This window comes from Streptosporangium sp. NPDC049046 (genome assembly GCF_040649155.1).
Taxonomy (GTDB): domain Bacteria; phylum Actinomycetota; class Actinomycetes; order Streptosporangiales; family Streptosporangiaceae; genus Streptosporangium.
Genome location: NZ_JBEZEZ010000017.1, coordinates 87,138 through 113,276, shown reverse-complemented (window position 1 = coordinate 113,276; position 26,139 = coordinate 87,138). Strand labels below are relative to the sequence as shown.

Below are 26,139 nucleotides of genomic sequence, written 5' to 3'. Positions count from 1 at the left end.
CCTCGCGGAGAAAACATCCGCGATGCCCGCAGGGCTTTTCCGGAACACCGGCCTCCCCCTGGAAAGCGAAACCAGGAAACCGACACCACTCCCACGGCTCCCACGGCGTCCCGGGCCCTCTGGGCCTTCCGGAGCGGCCTTCCGGAGTTCACCGCGTCTCCGGCTGCGCGCGAAACCACCCGCCCCGGTCAACACCCGCCGGAACGATGCCGAGACCGCCCGCCTCAGAAGCCGACCCCCGTTCTCCCGGTTCTCTCCGTCTCACTCAGCCGTACGCAGGTTCGGAAGGGATGGTCAATATGAGGGTTGTCGTCGATCTGGCGCGGTGCCAGGGATACGCGCAGTGTGCCTTCCTGGCCCCGGACACGTTCCGGATGCAGGGCGAGGAGGCGCTCATGTTCCACTCCAGCCCGGACGAGGCGCAGCGGGAAGCGGTCCTGCGCGCGGCGGCCGCCTGCCCGGTCCAGGCGATCCTCGTCGACCTGCTGGACACCGTCGCGATCCCGCCCGTGACCGCGGCGACGGCCGCGGCGAGCGGAACGAGAACGGTGTGACCGGCGGGCGGAGCGGGGAGACGTTCCCGCACGACGGCCGCATCGTCATCGTCGGCGCCTCCCTCGCGGGACTGCGGGCCGCCGAAGCGCTCCGCGACGAGGGCTTCACCGGCTCGCTCACCCTCGTCGGCGACGAGGTGTGCGAACCCTACGACCGGCCTCCGCTGTCCAAGCAGGTCCTGACCGGCTGGGTGCCCGCGAACGGCACCGCGCTACCGCGGCGCCGTGAGATCGACGCGCACTGGCTGCTCGGCGTGCCCGCCTCCGGGCTGGACCTCGCGGGCAAGCGGGTGGACCTCGCGGACGGACGTGAGGTCCCCTTCGACAGGTTGCTGATCGCCACCGGCGTGCGCGCCAGGCCCTGGGCCGACGAGTCCGAGGCGGCTCTGGACGGCGTGTTCGTGGTACGCACGCGCGAGGACTCGGGCCGCCTGTGGGAACGGCTCGCCGCCGGGCCCGGCCGGGTGCTCGTCGTCGGGGCCGGTTTCGCCGGTTCCGAGATCGCCTCGGTGTGCCGTGGGCTCGACATACCGGTGACCGTCGCCGAGAGCGCCGAGGCCCCGCTGGTGGGAGCCCTGGGAGGCATGGTCGGCTCGATCGCCGCGAACCTCCAGCGTGCCCACGGCGTCGACCTGCGCTGCGGCGTCAAGGTCACGCGACTGGAGGGGGACGAACGGGGACGGGTGCGCCGCGCCCACTTCTCCGACGGCGACACGGTCGACGCCGACGTGGTGGTGGTCGCCCTCGGCGGCGTGCGCAACACCGAGTGGCTGCGGGACTCCGGGCTGGCCGCTGGTGTCTGGGGTGTGGCCTGCGACTCGGGCTGCCGTGCGTTCGACGTCAACGGCCTCGTCACCGACGACGTCTTCGTCGCCGGGGACGTGGCACGCTGCCCGCACCCGGTTTACGAGTATCGATTCCTGTCGCTGGAACACTGGGTCAACGCGGTGGAACAGGCCCAGGTCGCGGCCCACAACATGGTGAGTTCACCGACCGACCGCTGGCCGCACCTGTCCATGCCGGCGTTCTGGTCGACGCAGTTCGGCGTCAACATCAAGTCCGTCGGTGTCCCTGTCCTGTCGGACGAGGTCGTCGTGACGCAGGGGTCGGTGGAGGAGCACCGTTTCGTCGCCGCGTACGGTTACCGCGGCCGGGTCACCGCGGCGGTCAGCTTCGACAACGCCAAGTGGCTCGACCACTACCGGCACCTGATCGAGACGGCGGCCCCGTTCCCGCCCTCCTGTCCCACCCCCGACCAGCCCGCCGACATGAAGCCCGTGCCCGCCCACTTCCCCGACCGGGAGATCATCACCCACGGGGCGACGGTGGTGGTCACCGGCTACGAGCCGAGTGAGCGGCGCGTGGCGTTCGCGCGACCGGGCGGTTGATCCGTTGAACCGGGCCGTCGACCTGTCCTGTCAGACGGCTCACCCGTTCGAACCGGCCGACCCGCCTGGCCGGAAGGCCGCCCCTGCCGACTCGCCCGGCCGGATGACCGACCCGTTCGAACCGATCCGGCCGGGGCGGCGGGAACCGGCGACACCCTAGGAGAAGCGGTCATGACAGTCACCCATCCGTCCAGCGTCTTCCAGCGCATTCTCGACCACTCCAGCCGGGCCGATCCGTACCCGCTCTACGCCGAGCTGCGCAGGACCCCGGTGGCCCGGCAGGAGGACGGTGGCTACATCGTCAGCACCTACCGGGAGATCACCGCGCTGCTTCACAACCCGCATCTCAGCTCCGACACCGACAATCTCGACAACCCCGGGCCCGCCGCCGACCGCGAGGACCCACCGGCGTTCATCGGCCTCGACCCGCCGCGCCACGACCGGCTGCGCCGCATGGCGATGCGGTACTTCGGCCCCCCGCACTCGCCCAGGCTGGTGGACGACATGCGTCCCGACCTGAAGGCCGTCGTCACGAACCTGATCGACAACCTGGTGAGCGAGGACGAGATCGACATCGTCGACGACTTCGCCTACCCCTTCCCCGTCACCGTGATCTGCCACCTGCTCGGCGTACCCCGCGAGGACGAGCCGCGGTTCCACGGGTGGGTCGAGGCGATCGTCGCGGTGCTCGACTTCAACCCCGCGACGGACCCCGAGGAACGCGTACGGGAGGGTATCCAGGCCCGCAAGGACCTCAGGGCCTACCTCGCCGAACTCCTGGAGAGCCGTCGTGGCCGGCCGCCGGGCGACGACCTGCTCTCCCGGCTGGCCAACGACGAGGGGCCCGACGGGCGCATGACGGACGAGGAGATCGTCAGCACCGCGAACCTGCTGCTCATCGCGGGCCACGAGACGACCGTCAACCTGATCACCAACGGCGTGCTGACGCTGCTGCGCCACCCCGACGTGCTGGAACGCCTGCGCCGCGAGCCCGAAATGATCATTCGTACGGTCGAGGAACTGCTGCGCTACGAACCTCCGGTGCATCTCATCCCCTGGCGGGCCGCCTACAGCGACCTCACCGTCGCGGACACCGTCATCCCGAAAGGCTCGCAGATCACGCTCGTGCTCGCCTCCGGCAACCGCGACCCCTCCTGCTTCCGCGACCCCGACCGGTTCGATCCCGACCGGCGGGACAACCAGCACCTCGGCTTCGGCGGGGGCGTCCACCTGTGCTTCGGCGCTCCACTGGCCCGGCTGGAGACACAGATCGCGCTGACCGAACTCGTGCGCAACCTGGAGAACCCCCGGCTCGTCGCCGATCCGCCCCCGTACCGGCAGAGCGCGGTCCTGCGCGGCCCGCGCCACCTTCTCGTCAGGCAGGGGTGACGGACGGTACGGTCGTCCCTCTCCGGCAGGAGTCACCTCAAGCAAAGGTCACCTCAAGCAAAGGTCACTGCGGCCCGGGTCACGCCACGCCCCCGGGTCCGGGCGGGAGGGCCCGCGTCACCGGGTCCGCCGAGGGGAGAGCCCGCGCGTCACCGAGTCCACATCCCGATCCGCACCGGCACCCCGGGGGAGGCGTGCAGTACGGGAGCGTGATCGGGTGCGTCGAGACCGCCTGCCTGGAGCAGGTCCTGGTCCAGATGGACCAGCCGGGCGTGGCGCAACGGCCAGTCGGGGTGCTCGACCTGGGCGGTGACCGTTTTACCGGCGATCGTGGTGAAAAGCCGATAGCGGGCGGTCAGGAAGTGCGCCAGTTCGTCACGCTCGGGCTCGGTGAACGGCAGGCCGTGCTCCACGATCGCGTCGCACCGCGCCCCCACCGGCCCCGGCAGGCGTCTCCGGCAACGGTAGCCGCGCCGCTCGCCGACGGCACTCACCGCCATCCGGGACCAGAAGTACGGCAATCCGTACCCGACTCGCGCGCCGAGCACCGCGAGCAGGCGCCCGGCGTCCAGCGAGAGGAACCAGATGCCGTCACGCCCCTGCTCGTCCCGTACGTAGGTGCGCACGTTCGTCTCGGGAAACCGCGACAGCCACGGCAGGGCGGGCACGCCCGGTGCCCGCACGTCCTCCATCAGAAAGGTGGTGAGGCCGACCCAGGCCGTGCCGTCGAAGGTCTCGGCCGTGAGCCCGGGAGGCAGCAGCCGCTGGATCACGGCGGGTGGGTACCGCCAGTGCATGAAGGTCATCTCGGACCAGCGGTGGTACATGACCGGGTGGGACAGGTGAGGGGACGGCGGAGCCTGCATGATCCGCTCCTTCTCTGGTGGTGGCGGTGCCCGGGCGAGGGTGTCCGCCACTTATCTTGGCCATAACGCCGGGTGTCGTCCCCGGCGACATCCGTCTCGACGTAAACAAGGCCAGACTTCCAACGAAACAGATTCCCGAACAGAGCCGAAGGGGCCAATTCGTGATCTTCATCGCCGTCAAGTTCACCGTCCGTCCCGAGCGAGCCGACGAGTGGCTCGCACTCGTCGACGACTTCACCCGGGCCACCCGCGACGAGCCGGGAAACATCTTCTTCGAATGGTCCAGGAGCGTCGACACACCCGACCAGTTCGTTCTCCTGGAGGCGTTCGCCTCGTCCGCCGCCGGTGCGGCGCACGTGGGATCGGAGCACTTCAAGACCGCCATGGCCTGGATGCCCGATGTGGTGGCGACGACGCCGGAGATCATCAATGTCGAGGTGCCCGGCGAGGGCTGGTCGCGGATGGCGGAGGTGACGCCCCGGGCGAGCCAGGACCATCCGTAGGGAAATTATTGGTTCGCCTTCCGCTCTCCCACGTCCCTCGGATGGATTTGTCGCGCCAAAAGGGTAGGGCAGGCCGGACACGAGGGGAGAGAGGACATGGGTGATCATCAGACAGTGCCCGAGCTGATGGGCGAGAACGATGTGGTGGATCTGCTGTTGGCCCAGCACGCGTTGATCCGCGACCTGTTCGACGAGGTGAAGAAGGCCTCGCCGAGCGAGCGGCCGGAGGCGTTCCAGCGCCTAGTGCGGCTGCTGGCGGTGCACGAGACCGCCGAGGAGGAGATCGTCCACCCGTACGCGCGCCACAAGATCGAGGACGGTGACGCGGTGGTGGACGACCGGCTGGCCGAGGAGAACGAGGCCAAGCAACTGCTCATGGAGATGGACAAGGCCGGCGCCGACGATCCGCGGTTCGCGGAGAACCTGGCGGTGCTACGGGCGGCGGTGACGGCCCACGCCCGCAGCGAGGAGCGCTACGAGTTCACCCGGCTGCGCGCCGAGACCAACGCCGCCGAGCGCCGGGCCATGGCGGTGGGGGTGAAGGCGGCCGAGGCGATGGCGCCGACCCACCCGCATCCCGGGGTGGAGTCGGCGACCAAGAACCTGCTGGTGGGCACACCGGTCGCGATGATGGACCGGGCCCGTGACGTGATCCGCCAGGCCATGGGCAAACAGGGCTGAACGGGTCGTCGCCCCGGCCCGCGTTCCCCGATCGGGGAACGCGGGCCGCACGCGTGGAGCGAGATCTCACCCCCGGGTGCCGGATGCCGGAGCCCCCTCCCCGGCTCCGGCACCCAGCGCCCAGCGCCCAGGACTACACCGGTCGACGCGCAGGACGGCGTCTCGCCCGGGTCCACCAGCGACTCGTAGTGACGTGCTCCTCCTTGATCAGCCCGATCTCCTTGTAGAGCCGACGGGTGATCGGCTCCGTCTGAGCCCTCAACCCGGTGACCGCCTCATGCTGGACATCGACGTCGATTCCGCTCCGGTGACGTCCCTATCCGGGTATGTACCGGCGAGCCGGGCCCGCGGCGTCGGCCGGTGATCGCCCTTCCACATGGATGTTTGCCCCATAGGGAGCGGGTAAGGGCCGATTCGGGACAAAAGCACCATGGACTGGAAATGCCAGTCATGACGCCCGACACCCATACGAGACGCTCACCTGACGCCAAAGTCCGTCCCGAGAAGGGACGAACTTCATGGTCACATCGAGGGAGAACGATATGACACCGACATCGCGAGCGCCCGGCCACGAACCCGGCACCCCGCAGGGCATCACCCCGCAGGGCGTACAGGCCCGCAGCGAACTGGCCCGGTGGATCAGCGGCGCCGACACCTTTCCCGCCGACCGCGCCACCCTGCTGGCGCGAGCCGAGGAGCAGGGCGCGCCCGACGCGGTGCTCGGGGCGGTGCGGTCACTGCCGGAACAGACCTTCGACACCCTGGCGGACGTGGCTCAGGCACTCGGATACGGCAAGGAAGAGACCGGACAGGGCTGAGACCGAAGGGTGATCATGGTTTTGTCCCGCGAGAGCCGTGATCACCCTCGGCTCGGATCACGGAGGACGGAAACATGAGTGCTGTCGCGGTGGTCGTGGTGGACATGCTGAACCCTTATGACCACGAGGACGCCGACGCGCTGCAGAAGAGCGCCGAGCAGATCGTGGAGCCTCTGGCGGAGTTGATGAGGCGTGCCCACCGGCATCGGGACGCCCGGCTGATAGTGGTCAACGACAACCACGGCGACTTCGCCGCCACGGCCGAGGACCTGCGGCGTCGTGCTCTAAAGGGACGACGCCCCGACCTGGTCGAGCCGGTGCTTCCCCCGGCCGGCTGCGCCTTCATGTCCAAGGTGCGCCACAGCGCGTTCTTCGGCACGCCGCTGGAGTATCTGCTGCGCCGCGAGGAGATCGAGACCGTCGTGCTGGCCGGCCAGGTGACCGAGCAGTGCGTGCTCTACAGCGCCCTGGACGCCTATGTGCGCGACTTCTCCATCCGGGTGGCCTCCGACTGTGTGGCCCACATCCATCCCGACCTCGCCGACGCGTCACTGCGGATGATGGAGCGCAACATGCGCGCCGAACTCCTTCCCGCCGAACGCTGCCTGGGATGACCCCCGGCTCGACGCACCCGGCACCGGCTCCGGCGCCCGCCGACCGCTGTCACCTGGGATGACGGTGTTCACCCTGATCGCTCCTCCCCTCGGCCGCGACTCTCCTCACGGCTTGCACCGCCGGGAGGTTAGCTCGGTAAAGATGAGGGCATCAGGGACATATGGTACGGGTGTTCGATAAGTCGATATACGGCCACATATCCACAGACGGTCGCATGCGCATCGGGACCCATTCATCCACCGGGCCGGAGAACCCGCCGCGCGGCCTCGCGGGGAGAGACCCCTCGGGAACCTGAAGCTCCACCGGTCCATCACCCACCCTTCCACCCGCAGCCTTTCGCCGACACGGGAGATCGTGATGCAGCTTCCCACGCCTCGGGGTCCCCTTACCGCCGCGCTCTTCGAACGGCTGAGGCGTCCGCCCCACCCCTTCGACCCACCGTCGGCACCGGCCGAAACTCCCGCCATCGCCGACGAGGATCTCCAGCTGGCGCTCTTCACCTGCTACGAGCTGCACTACCGGGGCTTCGAGGAGGTGGACGAGGAGTGGGAATGGGAACCGTCGCTGCTGGCGATGAGGAAGGTGCTGGAGCGACGGTTGGAGAACGGTCTCGCACGAGCCGTACCCCGCCCGCCGTACCCACCGGACTTGTCCGTGCGACATGCCCTGGCCGAACTGGTGACCGCCGACGACGGCCCCTCCCTGTCGGCCTTCCTCGCCCGGCGAGCCGATCTGGAGCAGTTCCGCGAGTTCGTCGCGCACCGGTCGATCTACCACCTCAAGGAGGCCGATCCGCACACCTGGGCGATCCCCCGGCTGGACGGCCGCCCCAAGGCGGCGCTGGTGGAGATCCAGGCGGACGAGTACGGCGGCGGGCGCGTCGAGAAGATGCATTCCGAGCTGTTTCGAGCCACCATGCGCGGGCTGGGCCTGGACGACTCCTACGGCGCCTACCTCGACCGGGTCCCGGCGATCACGCTGGCGATCTCCAACACCATGTCGTTCTTCGGTCTTCACCGGCGCCACCTCGGGGCGCTGCTCGGTCACCTGGCGGCGTTCGAGATGACCTCCTCGGCCCCCAACCGCCGCTACTCCACCGGACTGCGCAGGCTGGGCGGCGACGAGGCCGCGAGGCGCTTCTACGACGAGCACGTACAGGCGGACGCCGTCCACGAGCAGATCGCCGCGCACGACATGTGCGGCGGCTTCGTCCGCGAGCACCCCTCGCGGGCCGGCGACGTCCTGTACGGAGCGGCCTGCGCCCTCACCCTCGATCGGCTCTTCGCCGAGCACGTCATGGATCACTGGCGGTGCGGTGCCTCCTCACTGCGCGAGACGAACGTGATGGCGGAGAGCCGCTGACGAACCCCGACAAGGCCCCCGACAGGGAGACGGACCTCGACATGGACCTCGACGCGGCCCCCGACAGGGAGACGGACCTCGACATGGACCTCGACGCGGCCCCCGACATAGACCCCGACACGGACCCGGGCATGGACCCCTACAAGGACTACGGCGTGGACCCCGGCATGGATCCGGGCATGGACTACGTGCTGCCGCTGCGCTGGAGTGACGACGCCGGTCTTGAGGAGCTCACCGCCTACCTGCGCCGGCTGCGCCCGCTCGTCCGCGTCATCGTCGTCGACGGCTCACCCGCCGCGCTGTTCGCCCGGCACGCCGCCCGCTGGGAGGGCCTCGCGCTGCACGTACGGCCCGACGGTGACCTCGACTTCGTGAACGGCAAGGTCAACGGCGTGATCACCGGGTTGCGCCTGGCCCGCGCGGAACACGTGGTCATCGCCGACGACGACGTCCGCTACGGCGAGGGCGAACTGGCCAGGGTCGACGCCCTGCTGAGGAACGCCGACCTGGTACGCCCGCAGAACCACTTCGATCCGATGCCCTGGCACGCCCGCTGGGACACCGCCCGCACCCTGCTCAACCGCGGTTTCGGCGCCGACTATCCCGGCACGTTCGGGGTGCGCCGCTCGACCTTCCTCGCGATGGGCGGCTACGACGGGGACGTCCTGTTCGAAAACCTTGAGCTGATCCGCACCGTCCGCGCCCACGGAGGCCGGGAGGATCGCCCGCTCGATCTCTACGTTCGCCGCCTGCCGCCCGATCCGCGCCATTTCTGGTCCCAGCGGGTTCGCCAGGCCTATGACGACCTCGCGCAACCGGCCCGGATGGCGTTCTTTCTCGCCGTCGCACCCGCTCTCGCCGTCGCGCTGCTACGACGGCGCCCCGGACCGGCCCTGGCCGGGGCCGGGCTGGCGGTGGGCCTGGCCGAGATCGGTCGTCGCCGCGCGGGCGGGCCACGGGTCTTTCCCTTTACCGCCGCGCTGTTCGCCCCGGTATGGCTGCTGGAACGGGCCGTCTGCAGCTGGCTCGCCCTCGCGACCCGATTTCTGCGCGGCGGCGTCTTCTACGCCGGACGCCGGATACCGGCCGCCGCCCACCCGCCCCGCCTGCTCAGAAGGCGCGCTCGGACGCGTGCTCAGAGGCGCGCTCGGACACCTGCTCAGACGTGTGCTCAGACTCAGACGTCTGCTCAGGCCGCCGCGTCCGGCTCGCTCGCGGCCCGGAAACCGGCCCGCTTGTGCGAGCCGTCACAGAACGGCTTGGAAGCGGACAGGCCACAACGGCACAGCGCCACCGTCACCCGGCCGGGATCGATGACGGCCCCGTCCTGAGTGAGCAGGGTGAACGGCCCTCGGATCAGCAGTGGCCCGTCCTCACAGGAGGTCACTGTGACCGAATCATCCATTTTTGAGCGCATATCGCCCCTGTGCCCACCGCGCCCCGGAGAAAACACCGGTTCCGCGCCCTGACGGACCGTCCCCGGCTCCATCGATTTACCAGCCCATTGCTCAGCAGACCGTACACATACCGCTCGCGGCCCCGTCAGCGGGAGACGTAGCAGTAGTTCGAACTGTTCTTGAAGCGGTGGACGGCCTTCGGCTCGTCGAACCGCCACCGGCAGCCGGCGTCACGTTTGGCCTGGGTCAGATACATGGTCCGGTCTCCCTTCCGCATGACGCAGTACGCCCCCGGCGTGGGAGTTTTCCGGTATTCCACCCACTCCCAGCCGATCGTCCTGCAGTATTCGGTGAAATGGCCGGGACCGAGTTCGACGAGCCGCGTCGGTTCGGGCGACGAGCGTCCGGGGCGCGAGTCTCCGCTCGAAGGTTCGGTGCCGACGGAGGGTTCGCGGGAGGGCTGGGGCACCGCCGGTTTCGTCGCGGGGCGGCTGCTCGCGACGGGATCGGACACCGATGATGTGGGAACCGCCTCCGGAGAGACGGTCCCCACACCGATGGAGGCCCAGATGGGGCCCGCGACGTCCCTCGGCGTTCCTGTCCCACCGCTCGTTTCCGCCTCCCCGATCGTTCCTGTCCCACCGCTCGTTTCCGACTCGTCGATCGTTCCTGTCCCACCGGTCGGCGCCGACGAGGTCCGCGGCCCGCCGGCCACCGGCACGGTCGAGTCCCCGACAGGCACCAGAGCGACGAAGGCCCCGGCGACTCCCACGACGACCACGGCGGCGGCTACCGCGAGGACCTTCGTACGCCTCTTCCCGCGCCTTTTGAGCGTGTCCGGGTCCGTGGCGGCGCCCATGACGCCGGAAGCATCCGCTCCGCCCGGCGAACCCGCCACTCCGCCCGGCGAACTCACCGCTCCGCCCCCGCTCGGGAGACTCGACTCCCTATCCCTGGCCGGCGAGCCACCTCCGCCGTTCCCGCCCGGCGAACCGGGCGTCCCATCTCGGACCGATGATCGCGAAGCGCCGTCTCCCGTGGGGGCGTCCGGTCGGTCGACGGCGGAGGTCTCCCGTGAGTCGACGGGAGCGGCCCCGTTTCCGCGCACCAGCCGATCGAGGATCTGCTGCGCCGTGGGCCTTCGGCCGGGGTCCTTGGCGAGGCACGCGGCGAGCAGGTCCCGCAGCGGTGTCTCGATCCCGTCGAGGTCGGGATCGAGGTTCACGATCCTGTTGATGATCACGGGGATGGCGTCGTCGCCGAACGGCGGACGGCCCGTCGCCGCGAAGGCGATGGTGGAGGCCCAGGCGAACACGTCCAGGGCGAGACCGGGCCGACCGGCGCTCAGTTGCTCGGGTGCCATGTAGGCGGGTGTTCCCACGACCCTGCTGGTCACCGCACCGGTCACCGCGAGGTCCCGGGCGATGCCGAAGTCGATGACCCGGGGCCCGTCCGGGCCGATCAGCACGTTCTGCGGCTTGAAATCCCGATGGACGATTCCGGCGTCGTGCAGGGCGACCAGTGCGGTGGCCGTACCGATGGCCAGGCGCTCCAGGGCGCTGCCCGAGCGCGGCCCCTCCTCGGTCACCACCTCCTGGAGCGAACGGCCAGGGACGTACTCGCTCACGATGTACGGGTGGTTTCCCCAGATGCCGAAATCCAGCACCTGTGCCGTACAAAAACGGGCGACCCGTTTCGCGACTTTCAGCTCACGTTCGAAGTCATCACGGACGGCGCTGTCCCTGCCGAGCCGGATATGGAAGAGCTTTATGGCCACAGGAGTGCCGGAATCCGCCTTACCCAGATAGACGACGCCCTGCCCGCCCTCCCCGATCCTCCGGACAATGCGATAGGCACTGATTCGTGAAGGTTCTCCGGACCCCATGGGTTGATCGTCCTTCATGGCACCCTCTCCCCGGATATGAACTGTTCGACGCGGATGTCGGCCGCGACAGCACCGATCGGCGAACTGCCGGCCAGACCACACCCCGGAGACGGCGAGGGTGAGCACGTCCACGGCCGGGCTCGCACGGATCGAGGCCGATGCGAGTTCGTCCGGCGCGTTAGGAAACATGCCCGAATCCCGAGTTTCGGCCTCAATTCACCCGCACGGATCCATAACTCGAGTCATCATAGGATCAACATTATGCGCGTACAACATTTTCAACATATCGCCGCACTGTTGACATGGCATCTCATATAAATCCCCCGGCCATGCGACCGTAAGCACCATGGGGAATTCCCCGAATAGAGAATGACATCCCGTAGGGGACGGCATGGTCGCACCGCCTCCGTCCACCCGGCGGAGATTCACGAAACCGCACGGCCAGGCTCGGACACCGTGGTCCGCATTCGCCCGGCGTATGGGCCTTCACCTCGCACGAGACGGCCGCGCTCTCGGCATCTCCGACATCTCCGGCAGTCCCGGCATCCCCTGACCGGTGCCACCGGCATCCGGACGATGTCAACGGTGTTCTCGACAAGCACCGTTGACATCGCGGTCCGTGTGGCACCGGCCTTCAGGACGGTCGCCTCACCGTCGCGCCCGAAGCCGACCGGGCCCTGACGGCCGATCAGTGGCCGATCGCTAGCCGATCGCCTTCTCCAACTGGGCCTTCGTCATCTTCGAACGCCCCTTGACGTTGCGGCGCTTGGCCTCGGCGTACAGCTGGTCCCGCGTCCGGCCACCCGCACCCGAGTGCGAACGCAGCCCGCCGCGCCGGGAGGAGGAGATGTCCTGGGTCGAGGTACGGCTCGCGGTCCGCGACTCACCGGCCCTCGCCCGCTCCTTGTTCACCGTGCGGGCCGCGATCTCGGTCGCCCGCTTCTCGCTCTCGCCGCGCTCGCGTGCGCTCTCCTTGATGTGCTTGTACTGTCGTTCCCGCTTGGGACTCGATCCCCGAGGCATGACGATCCCCTTTCCTTGATCCTTTCGTCGTTCGTGCCCTTGTCCGGTCCGTGCCCCAACGCCTTCCGGACATGCGGGCACCGGCCGAATTCGGCTCGCCACCACCGCTGGACCTTCCGGGCACGAGGAGCCGGACTGCGTCCGCTGATCGGCGCACCCGCCGCCGGACCCCCGGATCACGAAGCGGGTGTCGATAAACAAGCCGATTGAGTTATATGTCAGCTTTTGTGGTGGTTTGACGCTGGTCGGGGTAGGGGAGCAGCAGGAAAGATGACCGACGGCACCACCGGCCGGGAGGAGGGTCATGAGGAAACCGCCGAACGCCCGGCTGATCGTCTCCTGCATCGCTTTCATCATCCTGCTGGCGCTCACCCTCGGGGCCGGGATCTCCCAGAGGTGGCCGCTCTTCCTGGCGGGCATCGCGCTGACCGCGCTGGCCGCCGCCTACGCGCTGGTCACCGGGGAGTGGCTGGCGACCCTGCGCAGGGGCGGTCCCACCAGGTCCGGACCCCGGCGCCGCTGAGCTCCGACGACCGGCGGCCGACGGGAGAACACCCGGATCCCACGGGAACCTCGGGACGACCGGCCGGCCCGGAGCAGACCGACGAGGTGGGCGAGAGACGGGGTGAGAGCGGTCGGCCGCCTGTATCCCAACCAAGGGGGGATGACCGATGACTTCGACGACCGTTGCCGACTATGTGCTGGAACGCCTGCGCGAGTGGGGGGTCCAGAGGATTTTCGGCTATCCGGGCGACGGCATCAACGGCCTGCTCGCCGCGTGGGGACGGGCCGGGGACCGACCGGTGTTCGTCCAGGCACGGCACGAGGAGATGAGCGCGTTCGAGGCGGTCGGCTATGCCAAGTTCGGCAGGCGCCTCGGGGTCTGCGCGGCGACCTCGGGACCGGGCGCGATCCACCTGCTCAACGGTCTCTACGACGCCAAGCTCGACCACGTCCCGGTGCTCGCGATCGTCGGCCAGACCAACCGCAGCGCGATGGGCGGCTCCTACCAGCAGGAGGTCGATCTCCTCTCGCTCTACAAGGACGTGGCCGGCGAGTACGTGCAGATGGTCACCGTGCCCGAGCAACTGCCGAACGTGCTGGACCGGGCGATCCGCGTGGCACTGGCCGAGCGGGCCCCGACCGCGATCATCCTGCCCGCCGACGTACAGGAACTCGAGTACACCCCGCCGGGCCACGAGTTCAAGATGGTGCCCTCCAGCCTGGGCATCGACTGGCCGAAGATCTTTCCGGACGACGCGGCGCTCCACTACGCCGCCGACCTGCTCAACGCCGGTGAGAGAGTCGCGATCCTGGCCGGTTCCGGCGCTCGAAGTGCCCGCGCGGAGCTCATGGAGGTCGCCGAACTGCTGGGGGCGGGCGTGGCCAAGGCACTGCTGGGCAAGGACGTGCTCTCGGACGAGCTGCCGTACGTGACCGGCTCCATCGGGCTGCTGGGCACCCGGCCGAGCTACGAGATGATGAAGGGCTGCGACACGCTGCTCACCGTCGGCTCCAGCTTCCCCTACACCCAGTTCCTGCCGGACCTGGACCAGGCGCGGGCCGTGCAGATCGACATCGACCCCAAGCTGATCGGCATGCGCTACCCGTACGAGGTGAACCTGGTCGGCGACGCCGCGACCACCCTGCGGGCCCTCATCCCGCTGCTGAAACCCAAGCAGGACCGCTCCTGGCGCGAGAGCATCGAGGCCGACGTCGAGCGGTGGTGGGAGACCATGCGGATGGAGGCGATGGTCGAGGCCAAGCCGGTCAATCCGATGCGCCTGTTCCACGAGCTGTCCCCGCTGCTGCCCGCCGACGCGATCGTCACCGCCGACTCCGGCTCGGCCGCCAACTGGTACGCCCGCAACCTGCGCTTCCGCGACGGCGTGCGTGGTTCGCTGTCGGGCACGCTGGCCACCATGGGGCCGGGCGTACCGTACGGGATCGGCGCCAAGTTCGCCCACCCGGACCGCCCGGTGATCGTGTTCGCCGGTGACGGGGCGATGCAGATGAACGGCCTGGCCGAGCTGATCACCGTCAAGCACTACTGGCGCGACTGGTCCGACCCGCGGCTGATCGTCGCGGTGCTGCACAACAACGACCTCAACCAGGTCACCTGGGAGATGCGCGCCATGCAGGGTTCGCCCAAGTTCCCCCAGTCGCAGACCCTGCCGGACGTGGACTACGCCGCCTTCGCCGCGAGCCTGGGCATGGGGGCGTTCACCGTCGACAGCCCCGAACAGGTCGCGCCGGCCTGGGAACGTGCGCTGGGTGCCGACCGGCCCGTCCTCCTGGACGTGTACGTCGATCCTGACGTGCCTCCGATCCCGCCGCACGCGACCTTCGAGCAGATGAAGGACTCCGCCGAGGCGCTTCTGCGGGGTGACGAGAACCGTTGGGGCGTCCTGCGGGAGGGGATCAGGACCAAGATGCAGGAGTTCCTGCCGCACCGCGACGGCGGCGGGTGAGCGGCCCGTGACCGGCCCACTCGTCGATGCGGTCGAGGCGAGCGCCTACACCGTCCCGACGGACGCGCCCGAGGCCGACGGGACGCTGGCCTGGGACTCGACCACGATCGTGCTGGCGCGGGTGCGGGCCGGTGGCGGCACCGGACTTGGCTGGACGTACGGGCCGGCCGCCTGCGCCGCCGTGATCGGCGACCGGCTCGCCCCGGCGGTGCGGGGCCGCGCGGCGCTGGACATCACCGGCGCCTGGCAGGCCATGGTCCGCGCGGTGCGCAACGACGGCAGGCAGGGGGTGGCCGGGTACGCGCTCTCCGCCGTGGACGTGGCACTGTGGGACCTCAAGGCCCGCCTGCTGGACCTGCCACTGCACCGGCTCATCGGCGCGGCCCGCGAGGAGGTACCGGTCTACGGCAGCGGCGGCTTCACCACCTACGACGACGGCGCGCTCACCCGCCAGCTCGCCCACTGGACCCAGGAACGGCGAATCCCCCGCGTGAAGATCAAGATCGGGGAGTCCTGGGGCGCGAACCCGGGTCGCGACCTGGAGCGGATGCGCCTGTCCAGGAAGATCGTGGGTGCGGACGTCGAGCTGTTCGTGGACGCCAACGGCGGCTACACCGTCAAGCAGGCCGTCCGGGTGATGGGGGAGGCGGCCGGGCTGGATGTGCGCTGGCTGGAGGAGCCCGTCTCCTCCGACGACCTCGACGGGCTGCGCGAGGTCCGCGCCGCCGTGCCGCCCGAGGTCACCGCCGGGGAGTACGGCGGTGACCTCACCTATTTCCGGCGGATGTGCCAGGCGGGGGCGGTGGACTGCCTGCAGGCCGACGTGTCGCGCTGCGGCGGGATCAGCGAGTGGCTGCGGGTCGCCGCCGTCGCCGCCTCGTACGGCCTGCAGCTGTCCGGACACTGCGCGCCGCACCTGCACGCGCACGTCGCCGCGGCTGTTCCCAACCTGCGCCACCTGGAGTGGTTCCACGACCACGCGCGGATCGAGACGATGTTCTTCGACGGCGCCCTCGACCCGGACGACGGGCTGTTGCGGCTTCGCCGGGACGCGCCGGGACACGGGCTGAGCCTGCGCGACGCCGATGCCGAACCGTACCGGGTCGGCTGACGGCGTGCCGCCCGGTGGCCGACCAGGTATGGCTTTCAGCGGCGGTAAGGTCCGAGGACACGCCCCGATCCCGGCGGAAACGAAAGAACTCCACGCCGGAAAATTACCTTTTTTCACCCTAATGTGAATTATGTCGGGTACGTAGCGATTCGTGTCCCTTTATCGCAACCTCAGGGCCCGGGTGGACGGGGAGGTGCGACGCGACGAGGGGTCGCTCGCCGCCTACGCCCACGATTCCTCGAACTACCGCCAGACCCCGTCCGTGGTCGTGGTGCCCCGCACCGTGGAGGCCGGGGCCGAGGCCGTGCGCGTCTGCCACGAGCACCGGACGCCGGTGCACTCCCGGGGCGGGGGAACCAGCCTGGCCGGGCAGTGCTGCAACGAGGGCGTGGTGATCGACTGGTCGAAGTACTGCACGCGACTGCTGTCGGTGGACGGCGAGCGGGCCCTGGTCGAGCCCGGCATCTGCCTGGACGACCTCAACGCCGAACTCGCCGACCGGCACCTGATGGTCGGCCCCAAGCCCTCCACCCACGACACCTGCACCATCGGCGGGATGATCGGCAACAACTCGTGCGGCGCCTCGGCACAGGCGTACGGGAAGATGGCCGACTCGGTGATCCGGCTGGAGGTGCTCACCTACGACGGCCTGCGGATGTGGGTGGGGGAGACCTCCGAGGAGGAGTACGAGCGCATCCTCACGCTGGGTGGGCGCCGGGCGGAGATCTACCGGGCGATGCGAAGGCTGCGCGACGAGAACCTCGCGCTGATCCGGACCCGCTACCCGAAGATCCCGCGCCGCGTCTCGGGCTACAACCTGGACTCGCTGCTGCCGGAGAACGGCTTCAACGTGGCCCGCGCGCTGGTGGGCAGCGAGTCGACGCTGATCACGGTGCTGCACGCGGAGATCAGCCTCTTCCCGGTGCCCCGGTTCCAGTCGCTGGCGGTGCTGGGCTACCCCGACATCGCCACGGCGGGCGACGCGGTGCCGAAGATCGTGAAGCACCGGCCGCTGGCGCTGGAGGGGCTCGACCACGAGCTGATGGACCTGGCCAGGGTCGAACACGTCGCCGGGCAGGAGGTACTGAACAGGCTGCCGGAAGGCTCGGGGTGGCTGATGGTGCGGTTCGGCGGCGACACCCGCGAGGAGGCCGACGAGCGGGCCAGGAGGCTGCTCGGCGAGGCCGCGGGCGCGCACACCACCTATCTGGACGACCCCGCGGAAGAGGAGCGGGTGTGGAGGATCCGCGAGGCCGGACTGGGCGTGACCGCCTACCCACCGGACAATCCCGACACCCACGAGGGCTGGGAGGACGCGGCCGTCCCGCCGGAGCGGCTCGGCGACTACCTGCGCGACTTCCAGGCGCTGCTGAACCGCTTCGGCTACCACAACTCCTCTCTCTACGGGCATTTCGGGCAGGGGTGTGTGCACACCCGGATACCGTTCGACCTGGACGACCCCGAGGGAGTGGCGAAATATCGCGGATTCGTGCAGGACGCCGCGCGCCTCGTCGCCTCCTACGGCGGATCGCTGTCCGGCGAGCACGGCGACGGGCAGTCACGGGGCGAGCTGCTGCCGATCATGTTCGGCCCCGAGGTCGTCGGACTGTTCGGTGTCTTCAAGCGGATCTGGGACCCGGAAGGGCGGATGAACCCCGGCAAGATCGTCGATCCGTACCGGCTGGACGAGAACCTCGACCACCTGGATTATCACCCCGCCGAGCCGAAGACGTACTTCGACTACCCGGACGACCACCACCGGTTCACCCACGCCGCCGCCCGCTGCGTCGGCGTCGGCAAGTGCCGCTCCGACTCCGGCGGGGTGATGTGCCCCAGCTACCGGGTCACCCGGGAGGAGCGGCACAGCACCCGGGGCCGGGCCCGCATCCTGATGGAGATGATGCGCGGCGAGACGGTCACCGGCGGCTGGCGCTCCAGGGCGGTGCACGACGCGCTCGACCTGTGTCTGTCCTGCAAGGGCTGCCGAGGTGAGTGCCCGGTGCACGTGGACATGGCCACCTACAAGGCCGAGTTCCTCTCCCATCACTACCGGGGACGGCCACGGCCGGTCGCGCACTACTCGATGGGCTGGCTGCCCCTGTGGGCCAGGATCGCCGCCCTCGCGCCCGGAGCGGTCAACGCGCTCACCCACACGCCCGGCCTGAGCGGGCTGGTCCGGCTCGCCGGAGGTGTCGACCGGCGTCGCGAGCTGCCGCGCTTCGCCGCCGAGCGCTTCACCGACTGGTTCCGCGACCGGCCGCCACGAGATCTCGACGGGGGCGAGCCGGTCGTACTGTGGCCGGACACCTTCACCGACAACTTCCGTCCCGGCGCGGCCGTGGCGGCGACGCGCCTGCTGGAGGCGCACGGCTACCGGGTCGAGGTGCCGCCGGTGCCGCTGTGCTGCGGGCTCACCTGGATCTCCACCGGCCAGCTCGGCACCGCCAGGCGCGTGCTGCGCCGGACCGCGGCGGCGCTCGCCCCCCGGCTGCGGCGGGGGATGCGGGTCGTCGGGCTGGAGCCGAGTTGCGCCGCCGTCCTGCGCTCCGACGCGCCCGAACTGCTGCCCGGCGACCCGGACGTGGAACTGCTCGGCCACCGGATCAGGTCGCTGTCGGAGATGCTGCTCGACCGGGCACAGGTCGCCCCGCCGCCGGGTACCGGAGTGCGCGCGCTCGCCCAGCCGCACTGCCACCAGCACGCCATCTGGGGCTTCGAGGCCGACACCAGGCTGCTGGAGCGCGTCGGGATCCAGGTCGAGGTGCTGGACGTGGGCTGCTGTGGGCTCGCGGGCAACTTCGGCTTCGAGCGCGGCCACCACGAGATCTCGACCGGCGTGGCCGAGCTGGGACTGTGGCCCGCCGTGCGGGCGGCGGACGAGGGGACCAGGATTCTCGCCGACGGCTTCTCCTGCCGTACCCAGATCGAGTCCGGCACCCACGCGAAACCGGTTCATCTGGCCGAACTCCTCGCCGAGGTGCTGTTGCGGTCGCCACCGACCCCCGCGCACCGGCAGCAGGAACGGGTGCGCTCGGGCGCCCGCTGAACCGTCTCGCCGACCCCGGCCTCCCGTCGCGTATCCGACGGAGGGAAAGCGGGCCGTCAGCGCCCTGCCCCCCAGACAGGGGAGTCCGATTCCATGCGGCCCTGACACGCCGAGAAGGGAGGCCGACTCCATGACGAGCGAGGACACCGTGGGTTTCGCTCCGCAGGTGCTTCGGCAGTACGCCTTTCTCGCCGACGGGTACCGCGGTGCCCTCATCGGTCCGCGCGGGGACATCTGCTGGCTGTGCGTGCCGCGATGGGATTCCGACGCCGTGTTCACGAACCTGCTCGGCGGCCGCGGCGTGTACGCCGTCACACCCGTCGACGCGCGGTTCGTGTGGGGCGGGTTCTACGAGGACGGCTCGCTGATCTGGAACAGCCGGTGGGTGACCTCGCACGGCATCGTCGAGTGCCGCGAGGCCCTCGCCTTCCCCGCCGATCCGGAACGTGCCGTGCTGCTGCGCCGGATACGGGCCGTGGACGGCCCCGCCCGGGTGGCGGTGATCCTCGATCCGCGGGCGGGTTTCGGCAGGCGGTCCCTGCGCGAACCGCACCGCGAGTCGGGGGTCTGGACCGGGCGCACCGGCGACCTCCATCTGCGCTGGACGGGTGCCGAACACGCCGGCCAAGGAGCGGGGGGAGAGCTACGCGCCGACCTGCGGGTGCCCGAGGGAGGGCATCACGACCTCGTGCTGGAACTGGCCTGCCGGCCGTTCGACGTGGCGCCCGTCGATCCGGTGACGGCATGGCGCACCACCGAACAGTCGTGGCTCGTCACCGACCCCTCCCTGCGGGGGTACGTCGCCCACCGCGACGCCGTACACGCCCACACGGTGCTGCGGGGCATGACGACACCGGGCGGCGGCATGGTCGCCGCGGCCACCACCTCGTTGCCCGAGCGCGCCGAGGCCGGCCGCGACTACGACTACCGCTACACCTGGATCCGCGATCAGTGTTACGCGGGCCGCGCGGCGGCGGTCGCCGGTCTCGACGATCTGCTGGACGCGGCGGTCGCGTTCGTCACCGCACGGCTGCTCGCCGACGGCCCTCATCTGGCCCCCGCCTACACCACCGGCGGCGGCCGGGTGCCCGAGGAGCGCCCGCTGCCGTTCCTGCCCGGCTACCCGGGGTCGTCGGTCAGGGTGGGCAACCGGGTGACCGGGCAGTTCCAGCTGGACGCGTTCGGCGAGGCGCTGCTGCTCCTCGCCACCGCCGCGCGCCGGGATCGGCTGGACATCGACTCCTGGAACGCCCTGGAGAGCGCGCTCGACACCATCGCACGACGGTGGCGGGACCCGGACTCGGGAATCTGGGAGTTGCCCCCGCGGCAGTGGGTGCACTCCAAGCTGATCTGCGTCGCCGGGCTGAAGGCGGCGGCCGACGTCGCCCCGGCCAGGCAGGCCGCTCGCTGGAGCACTCTCGCCGATACCGTCCTGGCCCACACCGCACGGCACGGACTCCACCCGTCCGGCCGCTGGCAGCGCGCTTTCGACGATCGACGAGTGGACGCGGCCCTGCTCATCCCGGCCGTCCGCGGCGCCCTCGCACCGGATGACCCGCGGACCGTCGCCACGCGTGCGGCCGTACACACCGACCTCGAACGTGACGGTTACCTCTACCGCTTCCGGCAGGACGAGCGGCCTCTCGGCGAGGCGGAGGGCGCCTTCGTGATGTGCGGGCTGATGGCCGCGCTCGCCGCCTACCAGAGCGGAGACGAGGTCGAGGCGGTCCGCTGGTTCGAGCGCAACCGTGCCGCGTGCGGCTCACCGGGCCTGTACACCGAGGAGTACGACATCGGCCAGCGGCAGTCGCGCGGCAACCTGCCCCAGGCGTTCGTGCACGCACTGCTGCTGGAGTCGGCGGTGACACTCTCGGCGCGGGGAACCGGGCGAAGCGGTGCGCGTACCCTCCCGTGACGCGGCCGGCGTCACGACCTGCCGCTGTCGCGCAGTCCGGCCAGGCTCCAGGCGAGGGCGACCCCCGCGTCGGAGAGCGCGACATGGCGCCAGCGGTCGTCGACCACCCCGAGCGCCACGGCGGTGCCCGCGTGCACCAGGTCGATCACGGCGCCACCGGCGAGCACCGACCGGCTGGGGCGAAGGCCCGACCAGGCCGCCTGGCCCAGCTGTCTGGCCCCCAGCAGACGGGCGACGACCTTCGCCCCGCGACTCCTTCTCCCCCCGAGAACGCGGAGCACCTGCGAGGGCGCCAGCAGCAGTGCCAGCCCCCATGCCGCGCGCGTGACCTCGATCGCCCGCACCGGTGGCATCGACCGCTCCTCGAACGACCCGCGCCACCTCGTTCCCTTCGCCGTACGCCCGTGCGCCCACGCCAGAGCGCCCAGCCCCGCCGTCAGGGCCGAGGCCCCCGCGAGCAGTCCGTGATGCTGGGAGGCCCAGAGCTGAGGGCTGCGCGTTATCGCCCTGTGGTCGAAGGAGCCGTGCGCCCCCTCGTCGGTACCGGGTTCCTCGTCGGCCGGACGCCACAGATTGGGAGAGGTCCGGTGGGTCACCTCGGTGGTCTGCTGGGAGGCGTAACCCGTCCAGGCCAGGTATCGGTCCAGGAGGCCGGGGATCACCGCGTTGGCGAGGAGTGTCGCCGCGGTCGAGACTCCCACCCAGTATTCGCGCCGCCGCGGGTGCTCCGCCGCGTACAGGATGGCGTCGGCCGGGATCTCGGGCTCGTAGATCGGCGGAACGGGCTGGGGATGGCCGGGCAGGCGCGACAGCACCCAGTCGAACTGCGGTGTGTTGACCGCCGGCATCTGCACCATGGTGACCCGTACACCGCTTTTGTCGTGCAGCAACTCGCAGCGCAGCGACTCGTTGAATCCCTGAATGGCGTGCTTGGCTCCGCAGTACACGCTCTGCAGCGGAATCCCCCGGTACGCCAGCGCCGAGCCGACCTGGACGACCACACCGTGATCGCGGGGAAGCATCCGCTTCAGCGCGGCGCGCGTGCCGTTGACGAAGCCGAGATAGGTGACCTCGGTCGCGCGGCGGAACTCCTCGGGTGTGATCTGCGTGAAGGGGGCGAACACCGACGCGAAGGCGACGTTCACCCACACGTCGATGGGACCGAGTTCGTCCTCTGTCCGCTCCGCGGCGGCGTCGATCTGATCATGATCGGCGGTGTCGGCCTCGATGACCAGCGCCTTTCCGCCCGCCTCACGCACCTCACGCGCGGCCCCCTCCAGGCCGTCGACACCTCGGGCGATCAGCGCCACCGCATCGCCCCGGGCGGCGAAACGGCGGGCGGTGGCCCTGCCGATACCCGCGCTGGCTCCGGTGATCACTACGACGCGTCGTCCATCTCGTGTTGTCATGGCTCGACTCCCATTCGTGCAGAGTCGATTTACCCTGACAAAAACGACATAACACGCTAAAAGGATTAATGTTCTCGTGGTCGACGCGCCCCCTGAGGTGGCGCGGCCAGAGATACGGCGTCACCGGCGCACGAGGAGAGGCCGCCGTGATCGCGCGCGTTGACGTCGAGGTTGGCCGGCGTCACCGGCGTGCGGGGAGAGGCCGATGGCCGTCTGTGGGCCGATGAACCGGAGTACGCGCTCATCGGCCCACGAGGCCACCGCCTCGCTCCGGGCGTTCCCGTCAGGCGATGTCGATCGCGGTGGGGAAGCGTTCCCAGACCCGGTGCTGCCCCAGCAGCCGCACGACCTCCCCGAGCACGCCGTCACCGCTCTCGCCGACGAGCACGCCGGGTGCCGCGGTGTCGATCCCCGCGGCGGTGAGCGCCCGCTCGGCATCTCCCCAGCCACCGAGCGGCTTGGCATGGCGGAACGCCTCGCCGAGCATCAGCAGCACCCGCGGGTCGATTCCCGCGGCGAGCGTGCCGGTGCCCGCCTTGGCGTCCCGGGCGCCGTAGGCGTCCTTGCCCGGTGCGGGCGCACCGGCCAGCAGCAGGGCGTCGAACTCCACCGACCGGGCGGTGGCGAAAGTGCGCTGCACGGTGACGGGATCGGCTCCGTCCGCTCCGAGCACGCCACCCGCCGGGGCGATGACCAGCGGTACCATGCCGCCGTCCAGGATCGCCTGGCGAACGGCGCGCACCGTCTCCAGGCCGCTGTTCTCGCCGACGACGATGCCGATGACCCGGCCGGTGGTGGGCCAGGTCCGGCCGAGCTGGGAGAGCGCGGGGCTGGGCTCGACCGGAGCCGGCGGACCTGTCGGCTTCGGCACGGGGAGCCCCAGTCCCGCGGCCACCTGCGCGCACAGGTACGAGTCGATCTCGGCGAGCACCCGCAGGGTGCGCTCCTTGATCGGCTGCTCGTAGACCTTGCCGAGCTCGAAGGTGTACGCGGAGATGATGTGCTCGCGCTCGACCGGGGTGAGGCTCAGCCAGAACTGGCGGGGCTGGCTGAAGTGGTCGGCGAACGACGCCGGAGCCTCGCGCACCTTCCGGCCCTCGACCTGCACCGGCCTCTCCACGTACCCGCCCTCCTGCTGCCCCGCGAAGAAGGGGCAGCCGCCGTCGAGGGAGTTGGGCTTGTAGGGGGCGACGCCCGCGTGCACCGCCGTCTGGTGCAGGCCGTCACGCAGCATGTCGTTCACCGGGGCGTGCGGGCGGTTGATCGGGATCTGCGCGAAGTTGGGGCCGCCCAACCGGCTGATCTGGGTGTCCAGGTACGAGAACAGGCGCCCCGCGAGCAGCGGGTCGTCGGTGATGTCGATACCGGGTACCAGGTGACCCGGGTGGAAGGCGACCTGCTCGGTCTCGGCGAAGTAGTTGGTCGGGTTGGCGTTGAGGGTGAGCAGGCCGATCGGCTGGACCGGCGCCAGCTCCTCGGGAACGATCTTCGTCGGATCCAGCAGGTCGATGCCCTCGAAGGTCTGCTCGGGGGTGTCGGGGAACGCCTGGATACCCAGCTCCCACTGCGGGTGGGCGCCCGCCTCGATCGCGTCGGCCAGATCGCGCCGGTGGAAGTCCGGGTCCATGCCGTTGATGATCTGGGCCTCCTCCCACACCAGTGAGTGCACCCCGGCCTTGGGCTTCCAGTGGAACTTCACCAGCGTCGTCGCCCCTTCGGCGTTGACGAGCCGGAAGGTGTGGATGCCGAAACCCTCCATCGTCCGGTAGGAGCGGGGGATGGCCCGGTCGGACATGTTCCAGATGGTGTGGTGGGTGGCCTCGGTGTGCAGGGACACGAAATCCCAGAACGTGTCGTGCGCGCTCTGGGCCTGGGGGATCTCCCGGTCGGGGTGCGGCTTGGCCGCGTGGATGACGTCGGGAAACTTGATCGCGTCCTGGATGAAGAACACCGGGATGTTGTTGCCCACCAGGTCGAAGACACCCTCGCCGGTGTAGAACTTCGTGGCGAATCCCCGCGTGTCGCGCACCGTGTCCGCCGACCCCCGTGACCCGAGGACGGTCGAGAAACGCACGAAGACCGGCGTCTCGACGCCCTCGGCGAGAAACGCCGCCCTGGTCACCGTCGAGGCGTTGCCGTAGGCGCGGAAGACGCCGTGCGCGGCGGCGCCGCGGGCGTGCACGACGCGCTCGGGAATGCGCTCGTGATCGAAATGCATGATCTTCTCGCGCAGGTGGTGGTCCTGCAGCAGCACCGGTCCGCGGGGGCCGGCCTTGAGTGAGTGATCGGTATCCGCCAGCCGCAGGCCCTGCGCCGTCGTCAGGTACTCGCCCCCCTGCGCCCGCGCCGCCGGCGGCACATCGGTGGGTTGCCCGGTCGGGGTGAAGGGATCGGGGCCGCTCTGGTCGGGCTTGGGCGGCAGAGGCGCCCGGGGCTCGGTCGGCTCATCCGGCGACGGTGTCCCGCTGCTCGGCCGGCCGGGGACCACGCCCGAAGATCCATCGCCCGACACGGCGTCGACCACCTTGTCGACGACCTTGTCGACCGTTTCCTTCATCGGATGAGACTTCTCCATCGTTCCCCCTCAAGGTGTGACGGCACCGTGTGAGATCACGTCCGGTCCTCGGCGGCCGACGCGCCCAGGGCGCGGTCGAACCGTCGAGAGCCGGCGGCGTTACGCGATGCCCCGGCTTCGGCACATGACCTGATCACGGTTATGGGATCCCGCTGCTCACGACCCGGAATCCCCGTTCTTGACCGGCTCCGCGACACGGGGTGCGGACATCGTTCGTTCGGACGTGTGCCCTACCCGGCGACTCCACACTCCATGAGCGGCGCTTCTTTCCACGTGAGGCCAGGTCTTTACCCGCTCCCTCGTGGGCAAACGTCCAACCGCCACTCGCCCTCGCCATCCCCTACCTGCGAAAAGCCACGCACCACCCGCGAACACCTCGTGGTGCCCGCCCCCATGATCAGCCGAGGTCACGAACGTGGATCGCTCTGGCCTCCGCCATCGGCAGGTTCGACGCCGACATCGAGGTCGTCGACCCGGCCGAGCCAAAGGACGCCTTCACCCGCCCCGCCCGCCGCTTCGCCGGAGCACGACACGACGACCACCGGCACGGCCCCGCGATGAAGGTGAGGCCAGGGGGAGCATGGTCACTCACCTGATCACCCGGAAGATCAAAAAAGGCCACTCCCCTTATCGAGAAATGGCCTCTGAGCTGGGTGTGGCTACCAGGACTTGAACCTGGGACCTCTTCCTTATCAGGACCATTCACCACGAGATCGCGGGGCCTCGGCCTGTCCGGCGACGGTGACCGATGGCCGTGGCCGTAAGCGGTTGTGTGGGGCCGTTGCAGTACACGTTGCAGTACCCGCCCCGTCCCCTTGGTCTGCCCGTACCCGACGCGGGCGCGCATACCTGGTCCGCCTGATCGTCCCGTCTGCCTCGTCCCACCACGAAGCGGCAGCAGGCCGGCGACGGAGGGTCAAGCCCGTCTTCGCGTGTACCTCGACGGGCCGCCGTTCCACGGTCATGGGATGCCAACGGTCACAGACGGGCTTGACCCGTAGGAGCGGGCCTGCTGGGCTTGCCTGGGACGTGGCTGCGGGACGATCAGGCCACCACCTCAGCCACCTGGGACCGCACGCCAGCTCCCGGCGATCATCCCGGAGCCGAGGCCCCCACCGGAGGCATCAAGGT

19 protein-coding genes and 1 pseudogene are annotated in these 26,139 nt (G+C 70.0%); 14 read left to right on the top strand and 6 right to left on the bottom strand.

Annotated elements, in window-relative coordinates:
• Positions 1-299: 299 nt before the first annotated feature.
• From AB0B96_RS24180 to AB0B96_RS24170, 3 genes are all read left to right on the top strand, one after another.
• Positions 300-554, top strand: coding sequence for a ferredoxin (locus AB0B96_RS24180; protein WP_362902008.1), 255 nt, complete (start codon positions 300-302; stop codon positions 552-554).
• Positions 551-1,942: an FAD/NAD(P)-binding oxidoreductase gene (locus AB0B96_RS24175; RefSeq protein ID WP_362902006.1), complete on the top strand. Its 1,392-nt coding sequence runs from the start codon at positions 551-553 to the stop codon at positions 1,940-1,942. The genes AB0B96_RS24180 and AB0B96_RS24175 overlap by 4 nt, the downstream gene beginning before the upstream one ends.
• A gap of 171 nt (positions 1,943-2,113) precedes the next feature.
• Positions 2,114-3,331 (top strand): cytochrome P450, encoded by a 1,218-nt coding sequence (locus AB0B96_RS24170; protein WP_362902004.1) that lies wholly within the window; start codon positions 2,114-2,116, stop codon positions 3,329-3,331.
• 149 nt (positions 3,332-3,480) lie between these two features.
• Here the strand turns inward: AB0B96_RS24170 and AB0B96_RS24165 are convergent, their stop codons facing one another.
• On the bottom strand, positions 3,481-4,197 hold the full coding sequence (locus tag AB0B96_RS24165; protein WP_362902002.1) for a DUF2071 domain-containing protein: 717 nt from the start codon (positions 4,195-4,197) through the stop codon (positions 3,481-3,483).
• Positions 4,198-4,358: 161 nt separating this feature from the next.
• Between AB0B96_RS24165 and AB0B96_RS24160 the strand changes: the two genes are divergently transcribed.
• The 6 genes from AB0B96_RS24160 to AB0B96_RS24135 all read left to right on the top strand — a co-directional run bounded on the left by AB0B96_RS24160 (position 4,359) and on the right by AB0B96_RS24135 (position 9,507).
• Positions 4,359-4,700: a putative quinol monooxygenase gene (locus tag AB0B96_RS24160; protein ID WP_362902000.1), complete on the top strand. Its 342-nt coding sequence runs from the start codon at positions 4,359-4,361 to the stop codon at positions 4,698-4,700.
• A gap of 96 nt (positions 4,701-4,796) precedes the next feature.
• The gene (locus tag AB0B96_RS24155) at positions 4,797-5,381 is read left to right on the top strand and encodes a hemerythrin domain-containing protein (protein WP_362901998.1); all 585 of its coding nucleotides are present in this window, start codon (positions 4,797-4,799) and stop codon (positions 5,379-5,381) included.
• Positions 5,382-5,923: 542 nt separating this feature from the next.
• The gene (locus AB0B96_RS24150) at positions 5,924-6,199 is read left to right on the top strand and encodes a DUF2795 domain-containing protein (protein ID WP_362901996.1); all 276 of its coding nucleotides are present in this window, start codon (positions 5,924-5,926) and stop codon (positions 6,197-6,199) included.
• Positions 6,200-6,273: 74 nt separating this feature from the next.
• Positions 6,274-6,813, top strand: a complete 540-nt coding sequence (locus AB0B96_RS24145) for an isochorismatase family cysteine hydrolase (protein ID WP_362901994.1) — start codon at positions 6,274-6,276, stop codon at positions 6,811-6,813.
• A gap of 358 nt (positions 6,814-7,171) precedes the next feature.
• Positions 7,172-8,176: an iron-containing redox enzyme family protein gene (locus AB0B96_RS24140; protein WP_362901992.1), complete on the top strand. Its 1,005-nt coding sequence runs from the start codon at positions 7,172-7,174 to the stop codon at positions 8,174-8,176.
• A gap of 41 nt (positions 8,177-8,217) precedes the next feature.
• Positions 8,218-9,507 carry a glycosyltransferase family 2 protein gene (locus tag AB0B96_RS24135; RefSeq protein ID WP_362901990.1) on the top strand — a complete coding sequence of 430 codons (1,290 nt, stop codon included), beginning with the start codon at positions 8,218-8,220 and terminating at the stop codon, positions 9,505-9,507.
• Here the strand turns inward: AB0B96_RS24135 and AB0B96_RS24130 are convergent.
• The 3 genes and pseudogenes from AB0B96_RS24130 to AB0B96_RS24120 form a co-directional block, all read right to left on the bottom strand.
• Positions 9,471-9,581 (bottom strand): annotated as a pseudogene (locus tag AB0B96_RS24130) (hypothetical protein); the annotation flags it as partial. The gene AB0B96_RS24135 and the pseudogene AB0B96_RS24130 overlap by 37 nt on opposite strands.
• A 137-nt stretch (positions 9,582-9,718) precedes the next feature.
• A complete protein-coding gene (locus AB0B96_RS24125; protein WP_362902164.1) occupies positions 9,719-11,458 on the bottom strand; it encodes a protein kinase in 1,740 nt (579 codons plus the stop codon).
• A gap of 702 nt (positions 11,459-12,160) precedes the next feature.
• Positions 12,161-12,481, bottom strand: coding sequence for a plasmid stabilization protein (locus AB0B96_RS24120; RefSeq protein ID WP_362901988.1), 321 nt, complete (start codon positions 12,479-12,481; stop codon positions 12,161-12,163).
• A gap of 304 nt (positions 12,482-12,785) precedes the next feature.
• Here AB0B96_RS24120 and AB0B96_RS24115 point away from each other — a divergent pair, with 304 nt between their 5' ends.
• From AB0B96_RS24115 to AB0B96_RS24095, 5 genes are all read left to right on the top strand, one after another.
• Positions 12,786-13,004 (top strand): hypothetical protein, encoded by a 219-nt coding sequence (locus AB0B96_RS24115; RefSeq protein WP_362901986.1) that lies wholly within the window; start codon positions 12,786-12,788, stop codon positions 13,002-13,004.
• A gap of 148 nt (positions 13,005-13,152) precedes the next feature.
• A complete protein-coding gene (locus AB0B96_RS24110; protein ID WP_362901984.1) occupies positions 13,153-14,952 on the top strand; it encodes a thiamine pyrophosphate-requiring protein in 1,800 nt (599 codons plus the stop codon).
• A gap of 7 nt (positions 14,953-14,959) precedes the next feature.
• Positions 14,960-16,063: an enolase C-terminal domain-like protein gene (locus AB0B96_RS24105; protein ID WP_362901982.1), complete on the top strand. Its 1,104-nt coding sequence runs from the start codon at positions 14,960-14,962 to the stop codon at positions 16,061-16,063.
• Between the two features lie 151 nt (positions 16,064-16,214).
• Positions 16,215-19,109: an FAD-binding and (Fe-S)-binding domain-containing protein gene (locus AB0B96_RS24100; RefSeq protein ID WP_362901980.1), complete on the top strand. Its 2,895-nt coding sequence runs from the start codon at positions 16,215-16,217 to the stop codon at positions 19,107-19,109.
• Between the two features lie 130 nt (positions 19,110-19,239).
• The gene (locus AB0B96_RS24095; RefSeq protein WP_362901978.1) at positions 19,240-21,024 is read left to right on the top strand and encodes a glycoside hydrolase family 15 protein; all 1,785 of its coding nucleotides are present in this window, start codon (positions 19,240-19,242) and stop codon (positions 21,022-21,024) included.
• An 11-nt stretch (positions 21,025-21,035) separates the two neighbouring features.
• On the opposite strand, the gene AB0B96_RS24090 is transcribed toward AB0B96_RS24095, so the two are convergent.
• Positions 21,036-22,433, bottom strand: coding sequence for an SDR family oxidoreductase (locus AB0B96_RS24090; protein WP_362901976.1), 1,398 nt, complete (start codon positions 22,431-22,433; stop codon positions 21,036-21,038).
• 283 nt (positions 22,434-22,716) lie between these two features.
• The gene (locus AB0B96_RS24085; protein WP_362901974.1) at positions 22,717-25,008 is read right to left on the bottom strand and encodes a catalase; all 2,292 of its coding nucleotides are present in this window, start codon (positions 25,006-25,008) and stop codon (positions 22,717-22,719) included.
• Positions 25,009-26,139 lie beyond the last annotated feature (1,131 nt).